Source organism: Micromonospora sp. NPDC047074 (genome assembly GCF_040643815.1).
In the GTDB taxonomy this organism is placed as follows: Bacteria; Actinomycetota; Actinomycetes; order Mycobacteriales; family Micromonosporaceae; genus Micromonospora.
Genome location: NZ_JBEYVB010000020.1, coordinates 57,607 through 79,424 on the forward strand (window position 1 = coordinate 57,607; position 21,818 = coordinate 79,424).

Annotated in this window: 23 protein-coding genes; 10 read left to right on the forward strand and 13 right to left on the reverse strand. The window is 75.4% G+C overall.

The genetic code is table 11. The features are described 5' to 3' along the window. Positions 1–89: 89 nt before the first annotated feature. The 8 genes from ABZ809_RS22510 to ABZ809_RS22545 are packed head-to-tail and all read right to left on the reverse strand — an operon-like array spanning position 90 to position 8,819. A complete protein-coding gene (locus ABZ809_RS22510) occupies positions 90–1,073 on the reverse strand; it encodes a DNA topoisomerase IB (RefSeq protein ID WP_357564538.1) in 984 nt (327 codons plus the stop codon). Continuing rightward, positions 1,057–2,010: a glycosyltransferase family 9 protein gene (locus ABZ809_RS22515; RefSeq protein WP_357564539.1), complete on the reverse strand. Its 954-nt coding sequence runs from the start codon at positions 2,008–2,010 to the stop codon at positions 1,057–1,059. Before ABZ809_RS22515 ends, ABZ809_RS22510 begins: the two co-directional genes overlap by 17 nt. After that, on the reverse strand, positions 2,007–2,708 hold the full coding sequence (locus tag ABZ809_RS22520; RefSeq protein WP_357564540.1) for an SDR family oxidoreductase: 702 nt from the start codon (positions 2,706–2,708) through the stop codon (positions 2,007–2,009). The genes ABZ809_RS22515 and ABZ809_RS22520 overlap by 4 nt, the downstream gene beginning before the upstream one ends. Then, positions 2,705–4,234, reverse strand: a complete 1,530-nt coding sequence (locus ABZ809_RS22525; protein WP_357564541.1) for a PfkB family carbohydrate kinase — start codon at positions 4,232–4,234, stop codon at positions 2,705–2,707. The genes ABZ809_RS22520 and ABZ809_RS22525 overlap by 4 nt, the downstream gene beginning before the upstream one ends. 13 nt (positions 4,235–4,247) lie before the next feature. Then, positions 4,248–4,904, reverse strand: coding sequence for an SIS domain-containing protein (locus tag ABZ809_RS22530; RefSeq protein ID WP_357564576.1), 657 nt, complete (start codon positions 4,902–4,904; stop codon positions 4,248–4,250). Beyond that, a complete protein-coding gene (locus tag ABZ809_RS22535) occupies positions 4,901–6,115 on the reverse strand; it encodes a glycosyltransferase (RefSeq protein ID WP_357564542.1) in 1,215 nt (404 codons plus the stop codon). The genes ABZ809_RS22530 and ABZ809_RS22535 overlap by 4 nt, the downstream gene beginning before the upstream one ends. Then, on the reverse strand, positions 6,100–7,077 hold the full coding sequence (locus ABZ809_RS22540) for a glycosyltransferase (RefSeq protein ID WP_357564543.1): 978 nt from the start codon (positions 7,075–7,077) through the stop codon (positions 6,100–6,102). The genes ABZ809_RS22535 and ABZ809_RS22540 overlap by 16 nt, the downstream gene beginning before the upstream one ends. Beyond that, entirely contained in the window at positions 7,074–8,819 is a 1,746-nt protein-coding gene (locus ABZ809_RS22545) for an HAD-IIIA family hydrolase (protein WP_357564544.1), read from the reverse strand. Before ABZ809_RS22545 ends, ABZ809_RS22540 begins: the two co-directional genes overlap by 4 nt. A gap of 165 nt (positions 8,820–8,984) precedes the next feature. On the opposite strand from ABZ809_RS22545, the gene ABZ809_RS22550 reads away from it, so the two are divergent. Together ABZ809_RS22550 and ABZ809_RS22555 are read left to right on the forward strand one after the other, a co-directional pair. Continuing rightward, on the forward strand, positions 8,985–9,434 hold the full coding sequence (locus tag ABZ809_RS22550) for an SRPBCC family protein (protein WP_357564545.1): 450 nt from the start codon (positions 8,985–8,987) through the stop codon (positions 9,432–9,434). A 102-nt stretch (positions 9,435–9,536) separates the two neighbouring features. After that, a complete protein-coding gene (locus tag ABZ809_RS22555) occupies positions 9,537–10,304 on the forward strand; it encodes a polyprenol monophosphomannose synthase (RefSeq protein WP_357564546.1) in 768 nt (255 codons plus the stop codon). Positions 10,305–10,578: 274 nt separating this feature from the next. Here ABZ809_RS22555 and ABZ809_RS22560 read toward each other — a convergent pair whose 3' ends face one another. Further along, entirely contained in the window at positions 10,579–12,183 is a 1,605-nt protein-coding gene (locus tag ABZ809_RS22560) for an NAD(P)/FAD-dependent oxidoreductase (RefSeq protein WP_357564547.1), read from the reverse strand. A gap of 70 nt (positions 12,184–12,253) precedes the next feature. Here ABZ809_RS22560 and ABZ809_RS22565 point away from each other — a divergent pair, with 70 nt between their 5' ends. Beyond that, positions 12,254–13,687, forward strand: coding sequence for an aldehyde dehydrogenase family protein (locus ABZ809_RS22565; protein ID WP_357564548.1), 1,434 nt, complete (start codon positions 12,254–12,256; stop codon positions 13,685–13,687). Positions 13,688–13,748: 61 nt separating this feature from the next. Here the strand turns inward: ABZ809_RS22565 and ABZ809_RS22570 are convergent, their stop codons facing one another. After that, positions 13,749–14,150: a ChaB family protein gene (locus ABZ809_RS22570; RefSeq protein WP_357564549.1), complete on the reverse strand. Its 402-nt coding sequence runs from the start codon at positions 14,148–14,150 to the stop codon at positions 13,749–13,751. Between the two features lie 159 nt (positions 14,151–14,309). Here ABZ809_RS22570 and ABZ809_RS22575 point away from each other — a divergent pair, with 159 nt between their 5' ends. The 4 genes from ABZ809_RS22575 (at position 14,310) to ABZ809_RS22590 (ending at position 16,634) form a co-directional block, all read left to right on the forward strand. Further along, positions 14,310–15,290: a YihY/virulence factor BrkB family protein gene (locus ABZ809_RS22575; RefSeq protein ID WP_357564550.1), complete on the forward strand. Its 981-nt coding sequence runs from the start codon at positions 14,310–14,312 to the stop codon at positions 15,288–15,290. Between the two features lie 62 nt (positions 15,291–15,352). Next, positions 15,353–15,769, forward strand: a complete 417-nt coding sequence (locus tag ABZ809_RS22580) for a DUF2795 domain-containing protein (protein ID WP_357564551.1) — start codon at positions 15,353–15,355, stop codon at positions 15,767–15,769. A 53-nt stretch (positions 15,770–15,822) separates the two neighbouring features. Then, entirely contained in the window at positions 15,823–16,284 is a 462-nt protein-coding gene (locus ABZ809_RS22585; RefSeq protein ID WP_357564552.1) for an SRPBCC family protein, read from the forward strand. Positions 16,285–16,373: 89 nt separating this feature from the next. After that, the gene (locus ABZ809_RS22590) at positions 16,374–16,634 is read left to right on the forward strand and encodes a hypothetical protein (RefSeq protein WP_357564553.1); all 261 of its coding nucleotides are present in this window, start codon (positions 16,374–16,376) and stop codon (positions 16,632–16,634) included. A 43-nt stretch (positions 16,635–16,677) separates the two neighbouring features. Here the strand turns inward: ABZ809_RS22590 and ABZ809_RS22595 are convergent, their stop codons facing one another. Further along, complete coding sequence (locus ABZ809_RS22595; protein ID WP_357564554.1) at positions 16,678–17,889, reverse strand: MFS transporter; 1,212 nt, start codon at positions 17,887–17,889, stop codon at positions 16,678–16,680. Between the two features lie 187 nt (positions 17,890–18,076). Between ABZ809_RS22595 and ABZ809_RS22600 the strand changes: the two genes are divergently transcribed. Further along, positions 18,077–18,289: a hypothetical protein gene (locus ABZ809_RS22600; RefSeq protein ID WP_357564555.1), complete on the forward strand. Its 213-nt coding sequence runs from the start codon at positions 18,077–18,079 to the stop codon at positions 18,287–18,289. A gap of 33 nt (positions 18,290–18,322) precedes the next feature. Here the strand turns inward: ABZ809_RS22600 and ABZ809_RS22605 are convergent, their stop codons facing one another. After that, positions 18,323–18,886, reverse strand: coding sequence for a TetR/AcrR family transcriptional regulator (locus ABZ809_RS22605; protein WP_357564556.1), 564 nt, complete (start codon positions 18,884–18,886; stop codon positions 18,323–18,325). Between the two features lie 74 nt (positions 18,887–18,960). On the opposite strand from ABZ809_RS22605, the gene ABZ809_RS22610 reads away from it, so the two are divergent. Next, positions 18,961–20,730: an ABC transporter ATP-binding protein gene (locus ABZ809_RS22610; protein WP_357564557.1), complete on the forward strand. Its 1,770-nt coding sequence runs from the start codon at positions 18,961–18,963 to the stop codon at positions 20,728–20,730. Positions 20,731–20,793: 63 nt separating this feature from the next. On the opposite strand, the gene ABZ809_RS22615 is transcribed toward ABZ809_RS22610, so the two are convergent. Beyond that, the gene (locus tag ABZ809_RS22615; RefSeq protein ID WP_357564558.1) at positions 20,794–21,240 is read right to left on the reverse strand and encodes a hypothetical protein; all 447 of its coding nucleotides are present in this window, start codon (positions 21,238–21,240) and stop codon (positions 20,794–20,796) included. A gap of 161 nt (positions 21,241–21,401) precedes the next feature. Between ABZ809_RS22615 and ABZ809_RS22620 the strand changes: the two genes are divergently transcribed. After that, on the forward strand, positions 21,402–21,779 hold the full coding sequence (locus ABZ809_RS22620) for a DUF6401 family natural product biosynthesis protein (protein ID WP_357564559.1): 378 nt from the start codon (positions 21,402–21,404) through the stop codon (positions 21,777–21,779). Positions 21,780–21,818: the final 39 nt, after the last annotated feature.

The window sequence follows — 21,818 nt, forward strand, 5'->3', positions numbered from 1 at the left end:
CCGCCGCCCCCGGCGGCGGCGGGCGGCCGCCCGGTGACCGGCCCCCACCCGCCCCGCCGCCCGCCCCCGGGGCCGGCGACGCGGTCGCCTCAGGAGTCCTCCAGCAGTTCGAGCACGATCCGCTCGGCCTTCTCGCGGGGCGTTCCCGGGTCGACCGGAACCAGCACGCCGTCGTGGTAGAGGTCGACCACGCGGGGGTCGACGTAGGACGTCCGCGCCACGGTCGGGGTGTTGCCGAGCAGCTCCGCCACGTCGCGCATCACCGCCGCGACCGCTCTCCTGCGGGCCGTGGTCGAGCGTTGCGCCCCCGCCGTCGCCAGGGCGGTCGCCGCCAACACCGTGGCGTGCCAGGTCCGGAAGTCCTTCGCGGTCATCTCCCCGCCGCTGGCGACGCGCAGGTACTCGTTGACCTCGTCGCTGCGCACGTCGCGCCAGCTTCCGCCGTCCCAGTAGCCGAACAACCGGTCGGCCGACCGGCGCCGGCGGCGCAGGTGGGTCAGCACCCGGCACAGCTCCGGATCCTCGATCTTGCGCACCTGCGCGACGCCGCCCTTGGCGGGAAACTCGAACACCACGCAGCCGCCCCGCGTCCGGGCGTGCTCGGGGCGCAGGGTCGACAGCCCGAACGTCGGGTCGTCGCCGGCCGCGTACTGGTCGCTGCCGACCCGGAACGTCCCCATGTCCAGCAGCCGGGTCACCGTCGCCAGCACCCGGTCGCGGCTCAGGCCCCGGCCCGCGAGGTCCCGCCCGACCCGCTCGCGCAGTACCGGCAGCCGGCGGGCCACCTCCAGCACGTGGTCGAACTTCGCCTCGTCGCGCTTGGAGCGCCAGCTCGGGTGGTAGAGGTACTGCTTGCGACCGGCCGCGTCGATGCCCGTGGCCTGGATGTGCCCGTTCGGGTACGGGCAGATCCACACGTCGCGCCAGGCGGGCGGGATCACCAGCCCGCGCAGCCGGCTCAGCCCGTCCGGGTCGCGCACCGGCTGCCCGGACGGGTCGAGGAAGACCCAGCCCCTGCCGCGCCGGCGACGGCCGTACCCCGGCCGCCCCGGATCGCTACGCCGCAACCGCACCGGAGACCCGCACCGCCCGCTCCACCTCGTCCACCGCGGCCACCACCTCGTCCACCCCGATGGCCGCCAACGTCGGGTGGCTTCCTACCCCCTCCCACCTGGGCAGATCCTCCCCGCCGACCCAGAGTGCCCGGTGCCGGGGCCGGCCCGGCGGCGGCCCCCACCGGGCCGGGGAGACCGGGCCGAAGAGCACCACCGACGCCGTGCGGTAGCCGGTCGCCAGGTGCGCCACGCCCGTGTCCCCGCTGACCACCAGCCGGGCGTACGCCACCAGCGCGGCCAGCCGGCCGAGGTCCGTCCGGCCGGCGAGCACCGCGTCGGCCGGCAACCCCGCGTCGGCCGCGATCCGCGCCGCCGTCGCCCGCTCGTCGGCGCTGCCGGTCAACACCACCCGGTGCCCCCGGCCGGCGAGTGCACGGGCCAGCGCGACGAACCGGTCCGGCGGCCAGCGTTTGGCCGGGACCTTCGAGCCCGGGTGCAGCACGGTCACCCCGGTCGGGACGCCGTCGGGGGCGGGACGCCGCAGGTCCAGGTCGGCGTGGTCGGCGGGGATGCCGTACCAGTCGAGAAGCCGGCACCAGCGGTCCACCTCGTGCTCGTGGGCGCGCCAGCCGGGGCCGTCGTGGTGCCCGGCCTCGGCACAGGCGTAGGCGAGCAGCCGGTCGGGGCGGATCCGGGTGAGCATCCGGTGCGACTCGGGGCCGCGACCGTGCAGGTTGACGGCGACGCGCGGGGGCCGGCCGGTCCAGGGCAGCGGGCCGAGGCCCGGGGCGTCGACCAGCCGGTCGACGCCGCCGACGAGGTCGACCAGCGGCCCGAGCCAACCGGGCGCGACCAGCACCAGTTCCTCGCGCGGATGCGCGGCGCGCAGGGCGCGCAGGGCGGGGGCGGCGGTGACGAGGTCGCCGACGCCGAGGGCCCGCAGCGCGAGGATCACGGGTAGGACGTTTCCTGCTCGGCGCAGACGACCATCTCGCGGACGGCGCACCCGGCGGGCTGGGACAGGGCGAACATGACGGCCGCGGCGGTGTCGGCGGGGTCGTTGAGGATCGCGTCGGGGCCGGGCTTGTACGCGGCGTCGCGGTCGTCGAAGAAGGCGGTACGCATGCCACCGGGGACGAGGAGGGTGACCCCGACCCGGCCGGCGAGCTCGGCGGCGAGGGCGCGGGTGAAGCCGACGACGCCGAACTTCGCGGCGCAGTAGGCGGTGGCGTCCGCGACCGCCTTGACCCCCAGCGTGGAGGCGACGGTGACGATGCTCCCCCGGGAGGTCTCCAGGAACGGCAGGGCGGCCCGGACGACGGCCGCCGTCGCGAGCAGGTCCACGGTCACGATCCGCTCCCAGGTCTCGCCGGGCAGATCCGCCAGCTTGCCGGGCACGTCCATGCCGGCTGCGGTGACCACGGCGTCCAGCCCGCCCGACCGCTCGGCGAGTTGCCGGGTGGCGGCCTCGGCCGCGCGGGTGTCGGCCAGGTCGCACTCGACCCACGGCACCCCGTCGGCGGGCTCCTGCCGGTCCAGCACCAGCGGCCGGCCGCCGGAGCGGGCCACGGCCGCGACCACCGCAGCGCCGAGGCCGCTCGATCCGCCGGTCACGAGCACCGTGCGCCCGGTTCCGGGCGTCGGGCCGCTCATCGGGTGCCCTCCGTCCTGGTCGACCGCCGGGCCGGCGTCGCGCCGGGTGCGGGGCCGGGTGTCGGGCAGGTCGGTGGCACGGTGTCGGTCAGCGGCGGCCCACCGGCAGGTACGGGCGCGCCGGCCGACCGGGCGGCGGCGATCAGCCCGGTCGTGGAGCGGCCGTCCAGGTAGGGCACCACGACCGTGTGCCCGCCCCAGCGGCGCAGGATCTCCGCCTCGGGCAGCGCGGGCTCGCCACCGTCACCCGCGTAGTCGCCGCCCTTCACCCAGATGTCCGGCCGCAGCCACGACAGCGCCGCGTGCGGGGTGGGCTCGTCGAAGATCATCACCGCGTCGACGCAGCTCAGCGCCGCGAGCAGCCGGGCCCGGTCGCCCTGCGGGATCACCGGCCGGTCCAGGCCCTTCAGCCCGCTGACGCTGGCGTCGGAGTTGAGGCAGACCACCAGGCAGTCGCCGAGCTGCCGGGCGGCCTGCAACGTCGCCACGTGCCCGGCGTGCAGCAGGTCGAAGCAGCCGCCCGTGGCCACCACCGTGCCGCCGGCGGCGCGTACCGCCGAGACCAGGCCGCCGGTCGCGGCCACGCCGACGCGCCCGCCACCGGGGCTGGACACCGCCGGGGGCAGCGGACGTACCGGCGGCAACGCCGCCGCCACTCCCCCGCCGGCCACGTACGCCGACGCCTCGGCGACCGCCTCCTGCACCGCCTCGGAGACCAGCGCGCCCCGCGCCAGAGCGAGGGCGGCGGTGGCCGCGAACCTGTCTCCGGCGCCGCAGGTGTCCCCCTCGGCGGTGGTCGGGGCGGGCACCACCATCGGGGTCGCGCCGGCGTGACAGAGCAGCGCGCCGTCCCCGCCCAGGGTCACCGCGACCGCGCCGGCGTGCCAGCTCCGGCGCAGCCCCTGCGCGCCCCGCGACGCCGTGGCCAGCCGGGTCGCCCCCGGCGGGACCTTGACCAGCTCCCGCACCTCCGACTCGTTGGGGGTGGCGAGGTGCACGCCCGGCACCGCCGCAGGGCCCCTCGGGTGCGGGTCCCAGACCACGGGCGCCCGGGTGGCGGCGAGGGCCGTACGCAGCGCGGGCAGCCGGGCGACGCCCCGCCCGTAGTCGCTGACCAGCACGGCGGAGGCGCGGGCGATCACCCGCAGGACCGCCTCGGAGGGCTCGCCCGGCGTACCGGCCGTGCCGCCCCGGTCGTGGCGCAGCAGCACCCGGCCCCGGGCACGCAGCCGCACCTTCTCCGGCGTGTCGCCGGGCAGCCCCAGGGGATATACCTGCACTCCTGCCGCGGTCAGCAACGAGCTCAGCCGGGCGCCTCCCGCGTCGTCGGCCAGCGCGGTCACCAGCACCACCTCGGCGCCCTGCGCGGCGGCGAAGACCGCGGCCAGCCCGGCGCCGCCGGGCCGGTCCAGGTGCGCGGTCTCGTCCAGCACCGGCACCGGCGAGTCCGGGCAGAGCCGGTTCACCACCCCCTCGACGTCCCGGTCCAGCAGGGTGTCGCCGACCACCACGACGGGTCCCGTCACGCTCGCCTCCTCATCACGCCTGGACCTGCTGACCTGCGCCTCCGTCGAGCAGCACCTCGACCCCGGTCCGTACGGGCGTTCCCGGCCCCGGGGGCTCCGCCGGCAGCGCCCGCTCGGCGTACTCGCAGAGCAGGTGGCTGGTGACGAGGTGGAGTTCCTGGACGACCTGGCTGTCGGACGAGTCGACGGCGAGGACGTCGTGGCAGAGTTCGGCAAGGGGGTTCGGGGTGGGCCCGGTCAGCGCCCAACAGGTGAGCCCCGTGTCGCGGCCGGCCCGGGCGGCGGTGATCAGGTTGGTGCTGGTGCCGCTGGTCGACAGCAGCAGGAGGATGTCGCCGGCCCGGCCGTGGGCGCGAACCTGGCGGGCGAAGACCTCGTCGTAGCCGTAGTCGTTGCCGATGGCGGTCATGGCCGAGGTCTCGGCGTGCAGCGCGATGGCGGACAGCGGGCGCCGGTCGTCGCGGAGCTTGCCGACCAGCTCGGCGGTGAGGTGCTGGGCCTCGGCGGCGCTGCCGCCGTTGCCGGCCACCAGCAGCCGACCGCCGTCCACCAGCCGACGGGCGAGGGCCTCCCCCCACCGGGCCAGCAGCGGTTCGTGCCGCCGGTAGGGCAGCAGCGCCGCCGCCAGGTTCTCCAGATGCGTGTCGAGCAGCGTGGCTGCCGGCATCAGGCCACCACCCGGGTGGGCCGGCGCACCGCCGCCACGTCGCCGTAGACCTCCACCAGTCGTTCCGCCGTGGCCGCCCAGGAGTACCGCCGCCGGGCCCGTTCCCGCGCCGCGGTGGCGTACGCGAAGCGGCGGATCCGGTCGTCGAGCAGCCGCTGGACCGCGGCGCCCAGCGCGCACGGGTCCCGGGCCGGGACCAGGTCGCCGGTGACGCCCTCGACCACGGTGTCCTTGATCCCGCCGACGGCGGTGCCGACCACGGGCACGCCGCACGCCATCGCCTCCAGCGGGGTGAGCCCGAACGGCTCGTACCAGGGGGCGGCCACCAGGACGTCGGCCGAGCGGTACCAGCGGCCCATCTCCTCGCGGGGCACCGCCCCGACGAGTCGCACCCGGTCGGCGACGCCGCAGGTGACGGCGAGGGCCCGCAACCGGCGGGCGTACGGGTCGGTCTCCAGCAGGCCGGCGGGCGGGCCGCCGACCACCACGCACTCGGCCTCCGGCACGTGCGCCATCGCCCGGACGACGGTCTGGAAGCCCTTGCGCTCGACCAGCCGGCCGACGGTCAGGATCCGCGGCCGGTCGTCCTGGCGTTCGGCCGCCGGCCCCAGCGGGGCGAACGTGGCCAGGTTGACCCCGGAGGGGACGACCGTCATCCGGGACCGGGGCACCCCCATCCGGACCAGCTCGCCGACCTCGTCCCGGCACTGGGCGATCACCCGGTCGACGGCGCGGCCCAGTTCCCGCTCGTAGCCGATCCGGCGGGCCGGGCTGGTGTCCTGCACGCCCTGGTGCCGGCGCTTGACCACCCCGAGGGCGTGGTACGTCTGCACGACCGGCACCCCGGTCTGCCGGCTGGCGGCCAGGGCGGCCAGGCCGCTCATCCAGAAGTGCGCGTGGATCACCTCGGGCGTCCAGTCGCCGCGCCACCGGTCGACGAGCCAGCGGCTGAACTCCTTCATGTGCGGCAGCAGGGCGTCCTTGGCGACCGGCTCGGCCGGCCCCGCCGGCACGTGCACCACCTGGTAGCCGTCCGGGCTGCGGACGGTGACCGGCAGGTCCACCGCGTCGCGGCGGGTGTAGACCCGCACGTCGTGCCCGGCGGCCGCGAGGGCGGCGGAGAGCTCGGCGACATGCGTGTTCTGACCGCCGGCGTCCTCGCCGCCGAGGATGGCGAGCGGGCTGGCGTGCTCCGAGATCATCGCGATGCGCATACTTCCTCCTCCAGCAGCCGGTCCCAGTCGGCGAGGAAACGGTCGAGGCCGTAGCGGTCCCGCGCGGCGACGCGGGCCCGCGCCCCCGCCGTCCGCGCCTCTGCCGGCTGCTCGACGAACCGCCGGGCGGCGTCGAGCAGGGCGTCGATCCGGGTGGACAGGGCGCCCGCGCCGGGCGGCACCGCCATCGCCGCCTCGGTGGCGGCCAGCGCGACCACCGGCATCCCGATGGACATCGCCTCGATGAGGCTCAGCCCCAACGAGGTCCACCGGCACAGGTGCAGGTACGCCCGCCGTCGCCCCAGCTCCGCGTGCATCCGGTGCTGGGGGACGTCGTCGTGGCTGGCCAGCCGGTCGGCTGGCAGGCCCAGGTGCTCGGCCAGCCCGGCCACCTTCATGCCGAAGACGTCCAGCGGGGCGATCTCGGCGAACCGGGGCAGCAGATCGGTGCCCGTGACCCGCCATCGGCGCACCGGCTCGTTGATCACCACGGCGAGCCGGTCCAGCTCGCCGGTGTACTCCACGGCGGGCGTGACGATGCCGTGGTCGACCACCGTGGTGCGGGTGCTGCCCGTGTCCCAGAAGAGCTGGTTGAACCCGGTGACGTGGGCGATGAGCAGGTCGTCGCGGTCGGCCATGGGATGCCGGCTGTCGGGCACGTCCCCGTCCTTCGGGGTGTTGTGCTCGACGAAGATGGCGGGCAGGTCGCGGCCGGGCCGGCGGCCGAGCCACCGCTCGGCGAGGTCGAGTTCCTCGGGGCGTTGCAGGATGACCAGGTCGACGTCGGCGGTGCGGAGCTGGTCGGGGGACACCTCGACGGCGGTCTCCGGCCAGGGATAGGTGCGGGCGCGGCCGAGGCCGTAGGGGCCCCGGTCCGGCGTGACGGGCACCAGGTACCGGTGCTTGCCGTGCACGAAGGACGTGGTCCAGGAGCCGTGCACGTGCCAGAGCAGCAGGTTCATCGGCTGCTCCCGCCGCCGCCGGCCACCGCCGGCACGCCGGTCGCCGGGCTGCCGACCGGCGGCGTCGACCGGCTCACGGGGCTCACCCCGAGCAGCCGCAGCGCGTCGAGGACCTGCTCCGGGGCGACGCCGCTGAGGCACGGGTGCCCGGGCACCGGGCAGCGCGCGGCCCGGGTGTCCCGGCAGGGCGCCTCGGCGTCGCCGAGGCGCACCGTGGGCACCCGCCAGGGCCCCCACTGTCCGAAGGGGACAGTGGGGGCGAAGAGACTGACCACCGGGACGCCGTGCGCGGCGGCGAGATGGGCCGGGCCGGTGTTGCCGACCACGACCGCGCCGGCGCCGGCGACCGTCGCGGCCAGCCCGGCGAGTCCGGTCCGCCCGCCCAGGTCGACGGCCACGTCGCCGGCCACCAGCGCGGTCAGCTCCCGTTCGTCGGGACCGCCGGTGACCACCACCCGGTGGCCGGCGGCGGTCAGGGCGTGGACGATCCGCGCGGCCAGCTCCGGCGGGCAGCCGCGCGCCTGTGCCGCCGAGCCGGGGTGCAGCACCACGTAGCCGGGGGCGCCGACCTCCGGCGGGGGCGCCCCCGTCGGGCGCAGGCGCAGGGCGGGTGCGTCGTGGTCGGGCAGGGCGTGACCGGCGGCGGCGGCCAGGGAGAGGGCGCGTTCGGGTTCGGGTACGCCGGCCGGCACGCGATGCCGCACGTCGAGCAGGCTGCCGGGGTAGTCGTCGCTGACGGCGCTGACCCGCCGGACCCCGGCCAGGCGCAGGAGCAGGGCCAGCGGCAGGGGCGACTGGTGGAAGCTGGTGAAGATGACGGCCTCGTCGGCGCCCACGGCCGCCAGCCGCGCGGTCAGCGCGGTCATGTCGGCGGGCTCGACCGGGTCGGGCGCGGGGTCGATCCAGGGCAGCCGGTGTTCGATGATCTCGTCGACGCCGGGCAGGAGCTCGGCCGCGGCACGACCCCGGGGCCCGCACAGCAGCACCACCCGCGCGGCACCGGCGGCGACGGCCCGGATGCCGGGACCGGTGACCAGCACGTCGCCGGCCGAGTCGGCGCGCACCACCAGCACGGTCCCCACCCGGCGCCGGCCGGTCCGCCGTACGACGTCGGCCCGGCGGTAGGTGGCGGGGTCGACCGCTGCCTGTCGGCGCAGGATCTCCGCCACCGCCGCCGACAGGTCGGCCGCCACCTGCGGGGCGGCGGCCACCTCCTGCGGGCGGGTCACCGGCGTGGGAACCAGGATCCCCGCCGCGCCCGCGGCGAGCGCCGCGGTCATGTCCCGCCCGATGTCCCCCACCAACACGCACCGCGACGGCACCGTGCCCAGTTCCCGCGCCGCCGCGTGCACCAGTCCCGGCGCCGGCTTGCGGCACCCGCATCCGGCACCGTCGTCGTGGGGACACACCAGCCAGGCGTCGAACCGTCCCAGCAACCGCTCGATCCGGTCGTGCACCGCCCGCATCTGCGTCTCGGTGAACAGCCCCCGGGCCAGGCCGGACTGGTTCGTCACCACCGCCAGCCGCAGGCCCGCGGCCCGCAGCCGGTCGAGACCCTCCCGTGCGCCGGGCACCGGCCGCACCTTCTCCGGGTCACCGTTGTACGGCACGTCCTCGATCAACGTGCCGTCCCGGTCCAGCAGCACCGCGTCGAACAGGACGGGCCCGGACGCGGCCCGGCCGGCACCGGCACAAACCCGGTCTGACCTGCGCTGATCCGGCTCCACCTGGTCCTGTCGCACAGCCGGCGGGTTCCCGGCGCCCAGGGGAGTAAACATCATCTTCGCGCGTCCGCCGCGCCGTGGCCGGCGGCGTCGACACGCCGGTCCGGACGTGGCGTTACCCACCGCCCGGGAGAAGCTAACCCGCCGACGCCGTTAGCCCGGATCGCGGCAGGGTACGGGATCGTGGTGGCCATCGTGGAGAAGGTGATCGGGGCTCCCGCGGAGCAGGTCTGGGCGGTGCTGGCCGACGGTTGGACGTACAGCGACTGGGTCGTCGGCACGGTGCACGTCCGCGACGTGGATGACACCTGGCCCCGGGTCGGCAGCCAACTGCACCACAAGGCCGGGCCGTGGCCGGTGTCCCTGCACGACTCCTCGACGGTGCTCGCCTGCGAGCCGCCGCGCCGGCTCGTCATCCGCGCCGGTCTCTGGCCGGCCGGGGAGGCGATCGTGGTCTTCACCCTCGAACCGGCCGGTCCGGGCTCGACCTGGGTGAGCATCGACGAGGACTTCGCCGCCGGACCGCTGCACTGGGTACGCAACAAGGTCAACGACCTCGTGCTGCACCAACGCAACAGGGAGACCCTGACCCGACTGGCCGACATCGCCACCCGGCAGAAGTCGGACGCGTGACGCGGATCCCAACGGTAGGCCAGGCGGGGTGCCTTTTCGACCCGGATGTGGCAACTGGCTACCCTCTCAGGGAGCCCTGTCCGCCGACCGAGGATGTCCGACATGATCGAACCCGTGCAGCTGCCCGTGCCGTGGCGGGACGCACGCCTGACCGTCGTGGTCCCCACCTACAACGAGGCGGGCAACCTCCCGGTGCTGGTCGAGCGACTGCTGGCCCTACCACTGCCCGGCCTGAAGATCCTGGTCGCCGACGACAACTCGCCGGACGGCACGGGTGAGGTCGCGGACAAGCTGGCCATCGAGCACCCCGACCGGGTCGAGGTCGTGCACCGGGCCGGCAAGGAGGGCCTCGGCCGGGCGTACGTGGACGGGATGGGGCGGGCGCTCGACGGCGGGGCGGAGTACGTCGCGCAGATGGACGCCGACCTGTCGCATCCGCCGGAGGCGCTGCCGGGCATGCTCGGCGCGCTCCTGTCGACCCAGGCCGGTGTGGTGATCGGTTCCCGTTACGTGCCGGGCGGCGAGTTGGACGAGAACTGGCCGCTCTACCGGCGGGCGCTGAGCGGCTGGGCCAACCTCTACGTGCACACGCTGCTGCGGGTCCGGATCCGCGACCTGACGGCCGGCTTCAAGATCTGGCGGGCGGACGCGCTGCGCGACATCGGCCTGGAGCGGGTGCAGTCCAACGGCTACAGCTTCCAGGTGGAGATGCACTACCTGGCCACCAAGCTCGGGCACACCATCCTGGAGGTGCCGATCCGTTTCGAGGAGCGGCGCGACGGCGCGTCCAAGATGACCACCGCCACCAAGATCGAGAGCGCGCTGATGCCGTTCAAGCTGCGCAGCAAGCACCGCAACATCGAGCGCTGAACACGCTCGGCCCGCGCCTACCCCTTCGGTCACCCAGCGTCACCTCACTCTCGGTCACTGACGGCCCCGGAGCCGGATCACCCCCTCCGCCCCTTTGCTCTGCAGCCACGGACGCACCACAGCGCTGACCTGGACCTGGTCCAGCAGCGGCAAGACGAGACCGATCATGCGCGACTACACACGGCCACTGGTGCGTATCTGGCTGCAGAGCAAAGGGGTGAGAGGAGCGACCTCTCCGGTCGCGGTCACATCACGCCGCGTGACGCGAACTCGGTCAGCGGTAGACCGCGCGGTGCGCCGCGTCGATCCCCGCCGCGTACAGCGCCCCGGTGAGGGCGCGGTCGCGGGCCAGGGCGGCGCGGGCGGCGTTCGCGCCAGGCGCGCCGTGCACCCCGCCGCCCGGATGCGCCGACGCGCTGGCCAGGAACAACCGGTCGACCGGGGTGTCCGCCCGGCCCAGGCCGGGGATCGGGCGCAGGAACAGCTGCTGGTACGCGGCGGCCGTGCCGCCGCCGAGCGCGCCGCCCACCAGGCTCGGATCGCCCGCCTCCAGGTCGGCCGGGCCGGCCACGTGCCGCCCCACGACCAGGCTGCGGAACCCCGGCGCGGCCTCCTCCAGCACCCGCTCCACCCGCTCGACGTGCGCGGCGATCTCCTCCGGCCGCCAGTGCCGGCGGAACGGCAGGTGGGTGTAGCACCAGAGCGACTCCGTGCCCGGCGGTGAGTGGCTCGGGTCGGCCACCGACATCTGCCCCACCAGCAGGAACGGATCGCGCGGCACCTCGCGGCGGGCCAGCGTGGCGGCGTAGCCGGTGAGTCCGTCCAGGTCCGCGCCGAGGTGCACGGTGCCGGCGGTGGCCGCCGCCCGGTTCACCCACGGCACGGGGGCCGACAGCGCCCAGTCCACTTTGAGCGTCGAGCCGTCCCACCGGAAGTGCGCCAGGTCCTCCACCAGCCGGGGCGGCAGGGCCGCGGCACCGACCAGGTCCAGGTAGAGGGCCGGGGCGGGGACGTCGGCGAGCACCGCCCGACGGGCCCGCCACAGGGTACCGCCGGCCGTACGCACCCCCATCGCCCGGCCGCGCGCCGTCAGCACCCGGTCGACCCGTGCGCCGTAGAGGATCCGGCCGCCGCGCTCGGTCAGCCGGGCCACCAGCGCATCGGTGATCTTCTGCGCGCCGCCGTCGGGCACCGGCCAGCCGACCTGCTGGCCGAGCATGGCGAGCAGCCAGCCGTACACGCCGGAGCCGGCGTCCTCGGGCGACAGGTCGGTGTGCAGGGCGCAGCCCGCCAGCAGCGCCGGGCCCCCCTCGCCGGTGAAGAGTTCGCCGCCGAGCCTGCGCACCGGCACCACCAGTCGCCGGGCCAGCCGCAACGCCCCGGCGACCCGCAGCCGGCGCAGCAGGGTCAGGCCACCGCGCACCGGCGGGAACGGCGTGGTGATGCTCGCCAGCATCGGCTCGGCGACCCGGCGCCACTCGTCGTACGCGTGCAACCAGCGCTCGCCGTCGCCCGGCGCGAACGCCTCCAGCGAGGCCGCGGTGGTCTCCGGGTCGCGGTTGAGCACCGCGGCCCGGCCGTCGGGCAGCAGATGGGCGAGCACGTCCGGGGAATGCCGCCAGCGCAGGCCGTAGCGGTCGAGCCGCAGCCCACGCAGCACCGGCGAGGCGTAGCCGAGAGGATAGAACGAGCTGTAGAGGTCGCTCAGGTAACCGGGGGCGGTCACCTCGGCGGAACGCACCGCCCCGCCCGGCGCGGCGGTCGCCTCCAGCACCAGTACGTCCCAGCCGGCGTCGGCCAGCAGGTTGGCGGCGACCAGGCCGTTGTGGCCGGCCCCGACCACCACGGCGTCCGCGCTCTCCGCGCCGGTCGCAGTCATCCGATCCGCCTACCCGGCCAGCAACCGGGCGAAACGCGTTTGCCTCGCCCGGGCCGGGGCATCCACTGCCATGTACACGGTTGCGCAGCTCATAGGTGGAGTGTGGGGCGCGGGCGGTGAGGGGGGCGAGCTGGTCGTACACGATCCGGCCGACGGCTCCCCGGTCAGCTCCGTGCCGGTGGCGACGGCGGACGAGGTCGGCAAGGCGGTGGAGGCGGCGCGTGACGTCGCGGCGGAGTGGGCGGCGACCGCGCCCGCGGAGCGCGCGGCGGCCCTGCACCGGGCGGCGGACGCCGTGGCGGCCGTGGCCGACGACCTGGCCCGGGCCACGACGGCCGAGATGGGCAAGCCCCTCGCGGACGCCCGCGGCGGGGTGGAGGCGGGCATCGGCACGCTACGACAGTACGCGGAACTCGCCCCCGTGCGCGGCGGGAGGACCCTGCACGGCGACACCCATGCGCTCGACTTCATGGTGCCGCAGCCGCGCGGGGTGGTCGCCGTGATCACCCCGTGGAACGACCCGGTGGCGGTCTCCTGCGGGCTGCTCGGCGCCGCCCTGGTCACCGGCAACGTCGTGCTGCACAAGCCCAGCGAACGCGCCCCGGCGACCGGCTGGCTGCTGGCCAAGGCGCTCGACTCCGCGCTGCCGCCCGGGGTGCTGTCGCTGCTGACCGGGGGCCCGGAGGTGGGCGCGGCGCTGGCCGCGCAGGAGGTGGACGTGATCGCCCACACCGGTTCCACCGCCACCGGGCGGGCCATCGCGGCCGCGGCGGCGCGGACCGGCGCGAAGGTGCTGCTGGAGAACGGCGGCAGCGACCCGCTCGTCGTGGACGGCGACGTCGATCCGGTGTGGGCGGCCGGGCAGGCGGCCGTCGGGGCGTTCGCCAACGCGGGGCAGATCTGCGTCGCGGTGGAGCGGATCTACGCGCACCGGGACATCGCGGAGGACCTCACGGAGGCGCTGGTGGAGCGGGCCGAGCGGCTGCGGACGGGCCGGGGCGACGATCCCCGGACCGAGCTGGCGCCGCTGGTGGACCGGCGGCACCGCGACCACGTGCACGGGCAGGTGACCGCGGCGGTGGCGGAGGGGGCCCGGATTCGCACCGGCGGCATGCTGCCCGACGGTCCGGGCGCGTTCTACCCGGCCACCGTGCTGAGCGACTGCCGGCACGACATGACGGTGGTGCGCGAGGAGACGTTCGGGCCGGTCGCCGCGATCGTCGTGGTCGACTCGTTCTCGGAGGCGCTGCGGTGCGCCGCCGACTCACCGTACGGGCTGGCCGCGACGGTGCTGACCGGATCGATGAGCCACGCACAGCGCGCCTGGCGCGAGCTGCCGGTGGGCACTGTGAAGGTCAACTCGGTGTTCGGCGGGGCACCGGGCGGTGCCGCGCACCCGCGCCGGGGCAGCGGTCACGGCTTCGGGTACGGGCCGGAGCTGCTGGACGAGTTCACCGCCACGAAGGCGGTCCACATCGAGGCCCCCGGGGGCGGCCACTGGTGACCGCACGTGCAGGGGCTGTCCGCGCGCGGACAGCCCCTGCGGCACGTACCCGACGACGGGCTCAGCGCCCCCGGGCCCTGGCGGTCTGCCGGTTGTTCGCCTTCTCGATGGCCTTGACCAGTTCCGGCTTCGTCATCGACGAACGACCGGGGACGTCCAACTTGCGGGCCACCTTCATCAGGTGGTCCTTGGTGGCGTTGGCGTCCACCCCGCCGGCCGTGGGCGCCCGGCGCTCCGGCCCGCCACCGGCCGCCTGGCGGTCGCTCGGGCCCTTGCGGCCCTTCGGTTCCCAGTGGTCGCCCACCTTCTCGAACTCGTGCTTCACGGCGGCGAAGGCGGTGCGGTGCGCCCGCTCCCCCTCGCCGTACGTCTCCACCGCCGAGTCGTGCGTCTTCTCCCAGGTGCGCTGCGCCTTCTCCGGGGAGCGTCGCAGCGTGCTGGGCAGTACCTCGCGCCCGGGCATCTCGTCCTCCTCCGCGTCGATGGTTCGGCTATGACGGTTCCCCCGGGCCCGGGCGGCAAACCGGGCGGCCGGGTTTGTCGATTTCCGGGCAGGGGTACCGGCGGGGGCGGCGGAGCCGGACGCACCCGGTCATCCGGGGCCGGGCACAGGGAGCGGGCCATGACGACGACGAAACCCGACGCGGCGCCCGCCGGAGAGCGGCACCCCCGGATCCCCCGCCGGGTGCGGCAGCTGAACTGGGCGACCTGGCGCGGGGTGCTGGTGCGCAGCGCGCGCAACTACGTCGAGGACAACTGCGCGGACTGGGCCGCCGCACTGACCTACTACGGGGTGCTCGCGCTCTTTCCGTCCGCCATCGTGGTGGTCGCCCTGGTCGGGCTGGTCTCCGACGGGGAACGGACCGTCGACACCGTGCTCGACCTGGCCCGGGGCATGGGTGCCGGCGCCGTGGTGGCCAACGAGGGCTTCGTCGGCGTGGTCCGGGCCGTGGTCGAGCAGAACGACTCGGCCGGCGCGTTGCTGAGCTTCGGCCTGCTGGGCGCGCTGTGGTCGGCCTCCGGCTTCATCGGGGCCTTCACCCGCGCCTCCAACGCCGTGTACGGGGTGCGGGAGGGGCGGCCGGTCTGGAAGCTGCGGCCCCTGCAGATCGGCCTGGCGGCGGTGTCGCTGGTGCTGCTCGCGATCGTGGCCACGGGGCTGATCGTCAGCGGTCCGGTCGCCGACGCGGTGGGCGACCTGGTCAACGCCGGTGGGCTGGCACGTACGGTGTGGGACGTCGCCAAGTGGCCCGTGCTCGCGCTGATCATGATGGCGCTGCTGAGCCTGTTGTTCTGGATCGCGCCGAACGTCCGGCAGCCGCGCCTGCGCTGGCTCACCCCGGGCGGGGCGGTCGCCCTGTTCGCCTGGGTCGTCGCCTCCTTCGGTTTCGGCCTCTACGTGGCCAACTTCGGTTCGTACGACGCCACCTACGGCAGCCTCGGGGCGGTGATCGCGTTCCTGGTCTGGCTCTACCTGTCCAACTCGGCGCTGATGCTCGGCGTGCAGATCAACGCGGAGTTGCAGCGGGGCCGGGTGATCCAGGCCGGCGAGCCGTACCCCGGCGAGCCGGTCCTGTCCCCGAAGACACCGGCGGCCTCCTGACCCACGCGCGGCGGCACGGGCGCTCCGGTTTACCGCCGATGCCACCGGGTAGCGCAGAAGGCATGGAACGTGGCAGCAGCAAGCACGGACCGAGGGTCGACGAGCAGATGAGCCGGGAGGTCAGCGGCCTCGTGCAGGGGCCGGGGACCGGCGGCTCGCGGGTCGACGAGTCCCGTGTGCCGGAGCCGGCGGGTGAGGACCAGCCGGAGCCGACGACGGCGCCGGCAGGCGAGTTGCGTTCGGGCGCGCCGCAGGGGATGAGCTCCGAGGACGTCGAGCGGCGCAGCCGGCTGGGGCGGTTCATCACGATGACCGCCCTGCCCGGCGACCGGGAGGCGCTGATCGCCAACGCGCGGGACAACGAGGCTCCGGCGGACATTCTCGCCGAGTTGGAGCGGCTGCCCGCGGACACCCGCTACCAGACGGTTTCCGAGGTGTGGGCGGCGCTCGGTCACAAGAACGAGACGACCCGCTGGTGACCGGATCCCCGCACGATCCGGCCCGGCACCGGCGGACGAAGGAGGATTCGAAGATGAGTGGCGTTACCGAACATGTGGACGTCTGTGTCCCGGTGCGCACCGCGTACGACCAGTGGACCCAGTTCGAGGAGTTCCCCCAGTTCATGGCGGGGGTGCAGGAGGTCCGGCAACTGTCGGACACGATGACCCACTGGACGGTGGAGATCGGCGGCGTGAAGCGGGAGTTCGACGCCGAGATCACCGAGCAGCTCCCGGACGAGCGGGTCGCCTGGCGCTCGACGGGCGGCACCCGGCAGGCGGGCGTGGTGACCTTCCACCGCCTCGACCCGGACACCACCCGGGTCACCCTGCAACTCGAGTTCGAGCCGCACGGCGTGGTCGAGCAGGCCGGCGACAAGCTGGGCATCGTCGACCGGCAGGCGAAGGGCGACCTCGAGCGGTTCAAGCAGTTCATCGAGCGGCGCGGTCAGGAGACCGGCGCCTGGCGCGGCAAGGTCGACCGTCCGCAGCCCTGACCCCCACCCTCCGGGTCCCGACCCCGATGGCCGCCGGCTCCCGGCGGCCATCGTCGTTTGCGCGCGGCGGCCCCGGGTACCGCGATGGTATGACGGACGACGACAAGGTGTGGCGGGACGAGGAACGGACGCCGCTGCGGGAACTGGACCGGGCCGTCGCGCGCTCGACCCTGGACGGCCAGGCCGACGACGTGACGGGCAACGACGCCGGTGAGGAGGCCGCCTTCGGGCACGGCCCGGAGGCGGCGGACCGTGGCGGGCAGGCCGCCGGCGCGGGCCGCGAACCGACCGACCCGCAGCGCGCGTACCGGCCCTCGACGACCGGCCGGACCGGGCCCGACACCATGTGAGCCACGCCGGCCGGGAACTGGCCCGGCCGGCGCACGGGGACGCTCAGCGGGGCAGGTCGGGGGCGGGCCGGCGGGTGCCGGCCACGTGCAGGGCGATCAGCCCCGCCGCGAGCACGACCAGGGCCGGCCCGAGCAGCTCGACCGAGGTGTCGGCGATCAGCACCCCGATCCCGGCCGGCACCAGCGCGGCGCCCAGCCCGGCCGTGCCGATCTGGAGTCCGATGGCCCGGTCCGCGTGCGCCGCGCCGACCCGGCCGGCGGTGGTCAGGGTGAGCAGCGGGAAGACCGGCGCGGCGGCGAAGCCGAGGACGAACAGCCCGGCCACCGCGACCCAGCCCGGCGCGGGCAGCGCGATCAGGACCGCGCCGACCGCCATCCCGACCAGGCTGCCGCGCAGCACCACCGCCGCGCCCAGCCGCTCGGCGACCACGCCCTGCACCACCCGCCCGACGAACAGGCTCCCCCAGTAGCCCGAGACGCAGATGCCGGCGAGCGTCGCCCCGAGGCCGCGGCCCTCGGTGAGCAGCAGGAACGCCCAGAGCCCGGCGGCCACCTCGATGGCCACGTAGACGGTGAAGGCCAGCGCGCCCAACCAGACCGCCGGCAGCCGCAGCGTCTCGCGTACCGGCGTGCGGGTCGGCGGGGCGACGGCCGCCGCGCCGGGCGCGGACCCGGCGGGCTCGCGGGCCGGGGCGCGGTCCCGCCAGGCGCGGACGGTCAGCGCGAACGCCGTGGCCAGGGCGATCTGGGCCGCCGCCACCAGCCCGTAGCCCCAGCGCCACGACAGGCCGGCGCTCAGCGCACCGGTCATGATCAGCGGACCGAGTGCCACCCCGAGGCCGAAGAACGCGTGCATCCAGTTCATGTGCCGGGGGCCGAAGGCACCCGCCGCGTAGGCGTTCAGGCCGGAGTCGATCGCGCCGGACCCCAGCCCGAGCACCAGGGCGCAGCCCACCATCAGGGCGAGGACGGGGGTCACGGTGTAGCCGGTGAGCGCGAGGCCGGCCAGCAGCGTGCTGCCGGCGAGCAGCCGGCCGACACCGAGCCGGGCCAGCGTGAAGCCGGCCGAGACGCTGGAGGTCAGGTAGCCGACGGTGCCCGCGGTGAGCACCAGGCCGACCGCCTCGGTGGGTACGCCGAACTCGGCCCGGATCGAGGGCCATCCCACCCCGATCAGGCCGTCGGGCAGCCCGAGGCTGACGAAGGCGAGGTAGGCGAGCAGGAGCAGCGCGGGGCGGGGCGGGGCGGTCGACACGGGAGCCATCCTGCCCGCGCCCCCCGACGGCCTGGTCCGGCCACCCCGGCGGAACGGGGATCACGACCGGGACAGCATCACCGTCGGTACGGAAAACACGGTCCGTACGGTCGGGAAAACGGACAGCTCATCCAGAATCGGCCGTTCGGCTGACGGCAATGCCGCAGTCGCGCGAAAGACTTTCTGAATGCATCAGGGCACCGGCTACCTCTCCACGCGTCAGCGCCGCCTGGCATGGCTCGGCTTCCTCCTCGCCGCCGTCCAGGCTCCCGTCTCCGCCAAGCTGGTCTCGGACGACTCCTGGTTGTTCAGCCTCTGCGTGGCGCTGATGGTGGCGACCGTGATCATCGCCGACGACGCGGCCCGGCGCCGCCCGGCCGACGCCCGCCCGACGGAGTAGCCCGGCCGCGGCCCGCGCCCCGGTCGAGGGGAATCAGCCGGCCTTGACCGCGATCGCGCCGTCGACCGTACGCAGGATCAGCCGCAGCACCTCGTGCCGGGAGGCTCCGGTCTCGGCGAGGTAGGCCCATCCGGCGTACAACTGGGACCAGATCAGGCTCTGCACCCAGTCCACCGGCAGCTCCGGGTCGATGGTGCCGTCGCGGTGGCCGCGCTCGACCATCGCGGCGAAGTCCGGGTCGCACCCGCCGCCGGTCGAGCCGGTGCCGATCTCCGGCTCCGTGAAGACCAGCGAGAGCAGGTTGCCGAGGTCGAAGTACTCCTGGCAGAGCCGGTGCACGGCCGACGCGCCGGTGCCCTCGGCCAGCCGCGCCTGGGCGGTCGCACGGTCCAGCCGGGCGCCGGCCTCCGTGCCGATCGCGGCCAGCAGGTCGGCCCGCTCGGCGAAGTAGCGGTGCAGCGTCGTACGCCCCACCTCGGCCGCGGCGGCGATGTCGCCGAGGGAGGCGGCGGGGTTGCGCCCCAGCACCTCGATCGCCGCGTCGACGATGGCCTGGCGGGTCCGGGCCCGGCTGCCGGACACCTGCGCGTCGGTCACGCTCGCGAGGATAACAACACCTCGTTTCGGAATAATGATTGACTGGATTGGAACACCGATGTTCCATTCAGGGCATGAACCCTTCCGCTCCGGCGCTCCCCCGGCTGCGTACGCTCGCGTCCTTCCTCGCCCCGCACCGGCGGGCGATGTTCCTCGGCCTCGCGTTGGGGCTCGCCGCGAACGCCGCCGGGCTCGCGACGCCGATGGTCACCAAGTGGGTGCTGGACACCCTCGGCACCGGCGAGTCGATGGCCCGTCCGATCGGGGTCCTGCTGGTGCTCGTCGTCGTCGGGGCGGCGATCACGCTGTGCCAGTGGCGGCTGCTCGGGACGCTGGCCGAGCACATCGTGCTCGACGCGCGGGCCGCCATCGTCCGGCGCTACCTCCGGGCCCGCGTCGGCGACCTGCAACGCCGGCCGGCAGGCGAGCTGGTCACCCGGGCCACCGCCGACACCCAACTGCTGCGCGAGGCGTCCGGCAGCATCGTCGGCCTGGTCAACGCCGGCATCGCCCTCATCGGCACGCTCGTGCTGATGGGCGTGCTCGACCTGTTCCTGCTGGGCTACACCGTCGTGGCCGTGCTGGTGGTCGCGGCGGTCATGGGCGCCCTCATGCCCCGCATCGCGACGGCGCAGGCCGCCGCGCAGGAGTCCATGGGCACGCTGGGCGGCGCGCTGGAGGGGGCCCTGCGCGCGATCCGGACGGTCAAGGCGAGTCGGGCGCAGGCCTGGCTGACCGAGCGGATCGTCGCCGACGCCCGGCAGGCGGCGGCGCACAGCGTACGGGCGGCGCGGGTGACGGCGTCGGTCTGGACGATCGCCTGGACGGGCATCCAGCTCGCGGTGATCGCGATCCTCGCCATCGGCGCGTGGCGGGCCCAGCGGGACCTGCTGGAGATCTCCAGCCTGATCGCCTTCCTGCTGTACGCGTTCCAGCTGATGGGGCCGATCACCGAGCTGACCCAGAACACCACGGCCCTGCAGGCCGGGATCGCCGCGGCGGGTCGGATCCGCGAGATCGAGAACATCGCGACCGAGCCGACCGGACCGGTGCCGTCCCCGGGGCGGCCGGTCCCGGCGACCGACCCGGAACAGCCGGTGCTGGTGTTCCGTGGGGTCACGGCCCGGTACGGGCCCGACGCGCCCGCCGCCGTGCGCGACATCGACCTGGTCGTGCCCCGGCGCGGGCACACCGCGATCGTGGGCCCGTCGGGGGCCGGCAAGACCACCCTGTTCTCGCTGGTCCTGCGCTTCCTGGAGCCCGAGCGGGGCCAACTGCTCCTCGACGGCCGCCCGTACGCCGCCTGGGGGCACGACGAGGTGCGGGCCCGGTTGGCGTACGTCGAGCAGGAGACGCCCGTGGTGCCCGGCACCATCCGCGACAACCTGCGGTTCACCCACCCGGACGCCACCGAGGAGGAGATCCGGGCGGTGCTCCGGGCCGTCCGGCTCGACGACAAGATCGATTCGCTGCCGGAGGGACTGGACACGTCGCTGTCCTCGACGGAGGTGTCCGGTGGTCAGCGCCAGCGGATCGCACTGGCGCGGGCCATGCTGCGTACCCCCGAGGTCCTGCTGCTCGACGAGGCGACCGCGCAGGTCGACGGGCTGACCGAGGCGGCGCTGCAGGAGTGCGTCCGGCAGCGCGCGGCGGCGGGCGCCGTGCTGACCATCGCGCACCGGCTATCCACGGTGCTCGACGCCGACCGGATCGTGGTGCTGGAGGACGGCCGGATCCGGGCCCAGGGCAGCCACGCCGAGCTGCTGGCCGGCGACGAGCTCTACCGCCGCCTGGTGGCCGCGCTGCGCATCGCAGCCGAGGCGCAGCCGGCCCCGACCCGCTGACGCGCGCCGGACAGGGCCGCGGCGAGCGGGGGCGGGGCGGCGCCCGCCGCCCCGTGCGCACCGTCAGCCCGTGCCGGGGCGCGCCTCGTGCCCGGGCAGGCCCCGGCTCCGGCGCCGCTCCTTCATCTCCGCCTCGTAGAGGTGCCGGCGACCGCCGACCAGCTCGTCCCGGGCGGCCCGGTCGAGGGCGCGGAAGAGGGCGTAGTAGCCGTCGTCGAAGTCCTCGACGATCTGGAACGTCCAGCGCCCGGCGATCACGTTGCGGCCCAGCAGCTCGGTGTCGATGCGCTCGGCGATCAGGTCGTGCCCGGCGGCGCGGAACAGCTCCACGGCGTCGTCGAGCATCAGGTCGGCGTGCCCCACGAGCTGGTGCAGCGAGTAGAGGTGGCCCCGGACCCGCTCGACGCACTCCAGCGCCTCGCTGAGCTTGCCGAGCGCCGCCACCGTCTCGTCGCTGACCCCGGCGGGCCTACGGTGCTGCTCGTCCGGCCCGTCCCCGTCACGTCCCATCCGTTCCTCCAGGTGTCGCCTGTGCCCGTCCGGGTGCTCTCCTCCTGCCCCGTCCGCGTCGGGTCAATCCCCAGGGTCGGCCGGTGACCGTTCGGGGGAGGGCGAAAAACCCGCGACCGGCCGAGGTCGACCCCCGGACCGGCCGGATAGCCTCGGTCACCATGCGTGTGCCGTTCAACCGGGTCGAGGCCCGTTCCGCCGCCAGTTCGGCGCGAGCCGCCCTCGCCCTTCTGTCCGACTCCGTCGGCGCCGAGGGGCTGGTCGCCGCCGCCGCGCGTCCGGGCCTGCTCGCCCTGGTCGACCAGCACGCCGCGGCGGTGCGGGAGAGCCTGGACGGCGACCGCCGGCCGCTCAGCGCCGCCGCGCTCGCCGGCTACGCCGAGGGCGTCCGCGCGGCCGCGCTGGAGCACGGCTGGCAGCCACCGGCCGCGCCGGTGGACTGGTCCGCGCCGGACTGGCTGCTGACCCGGCTGCTCGCGGTCTGCGCGCTGACCCGCGCGCTCGGCACGCCGGTGCCCGCCCCGCTCCCCCGGATCTGATCCCGCCGACCGGGGACGGATCGGCGGAGGGGCGCCCGC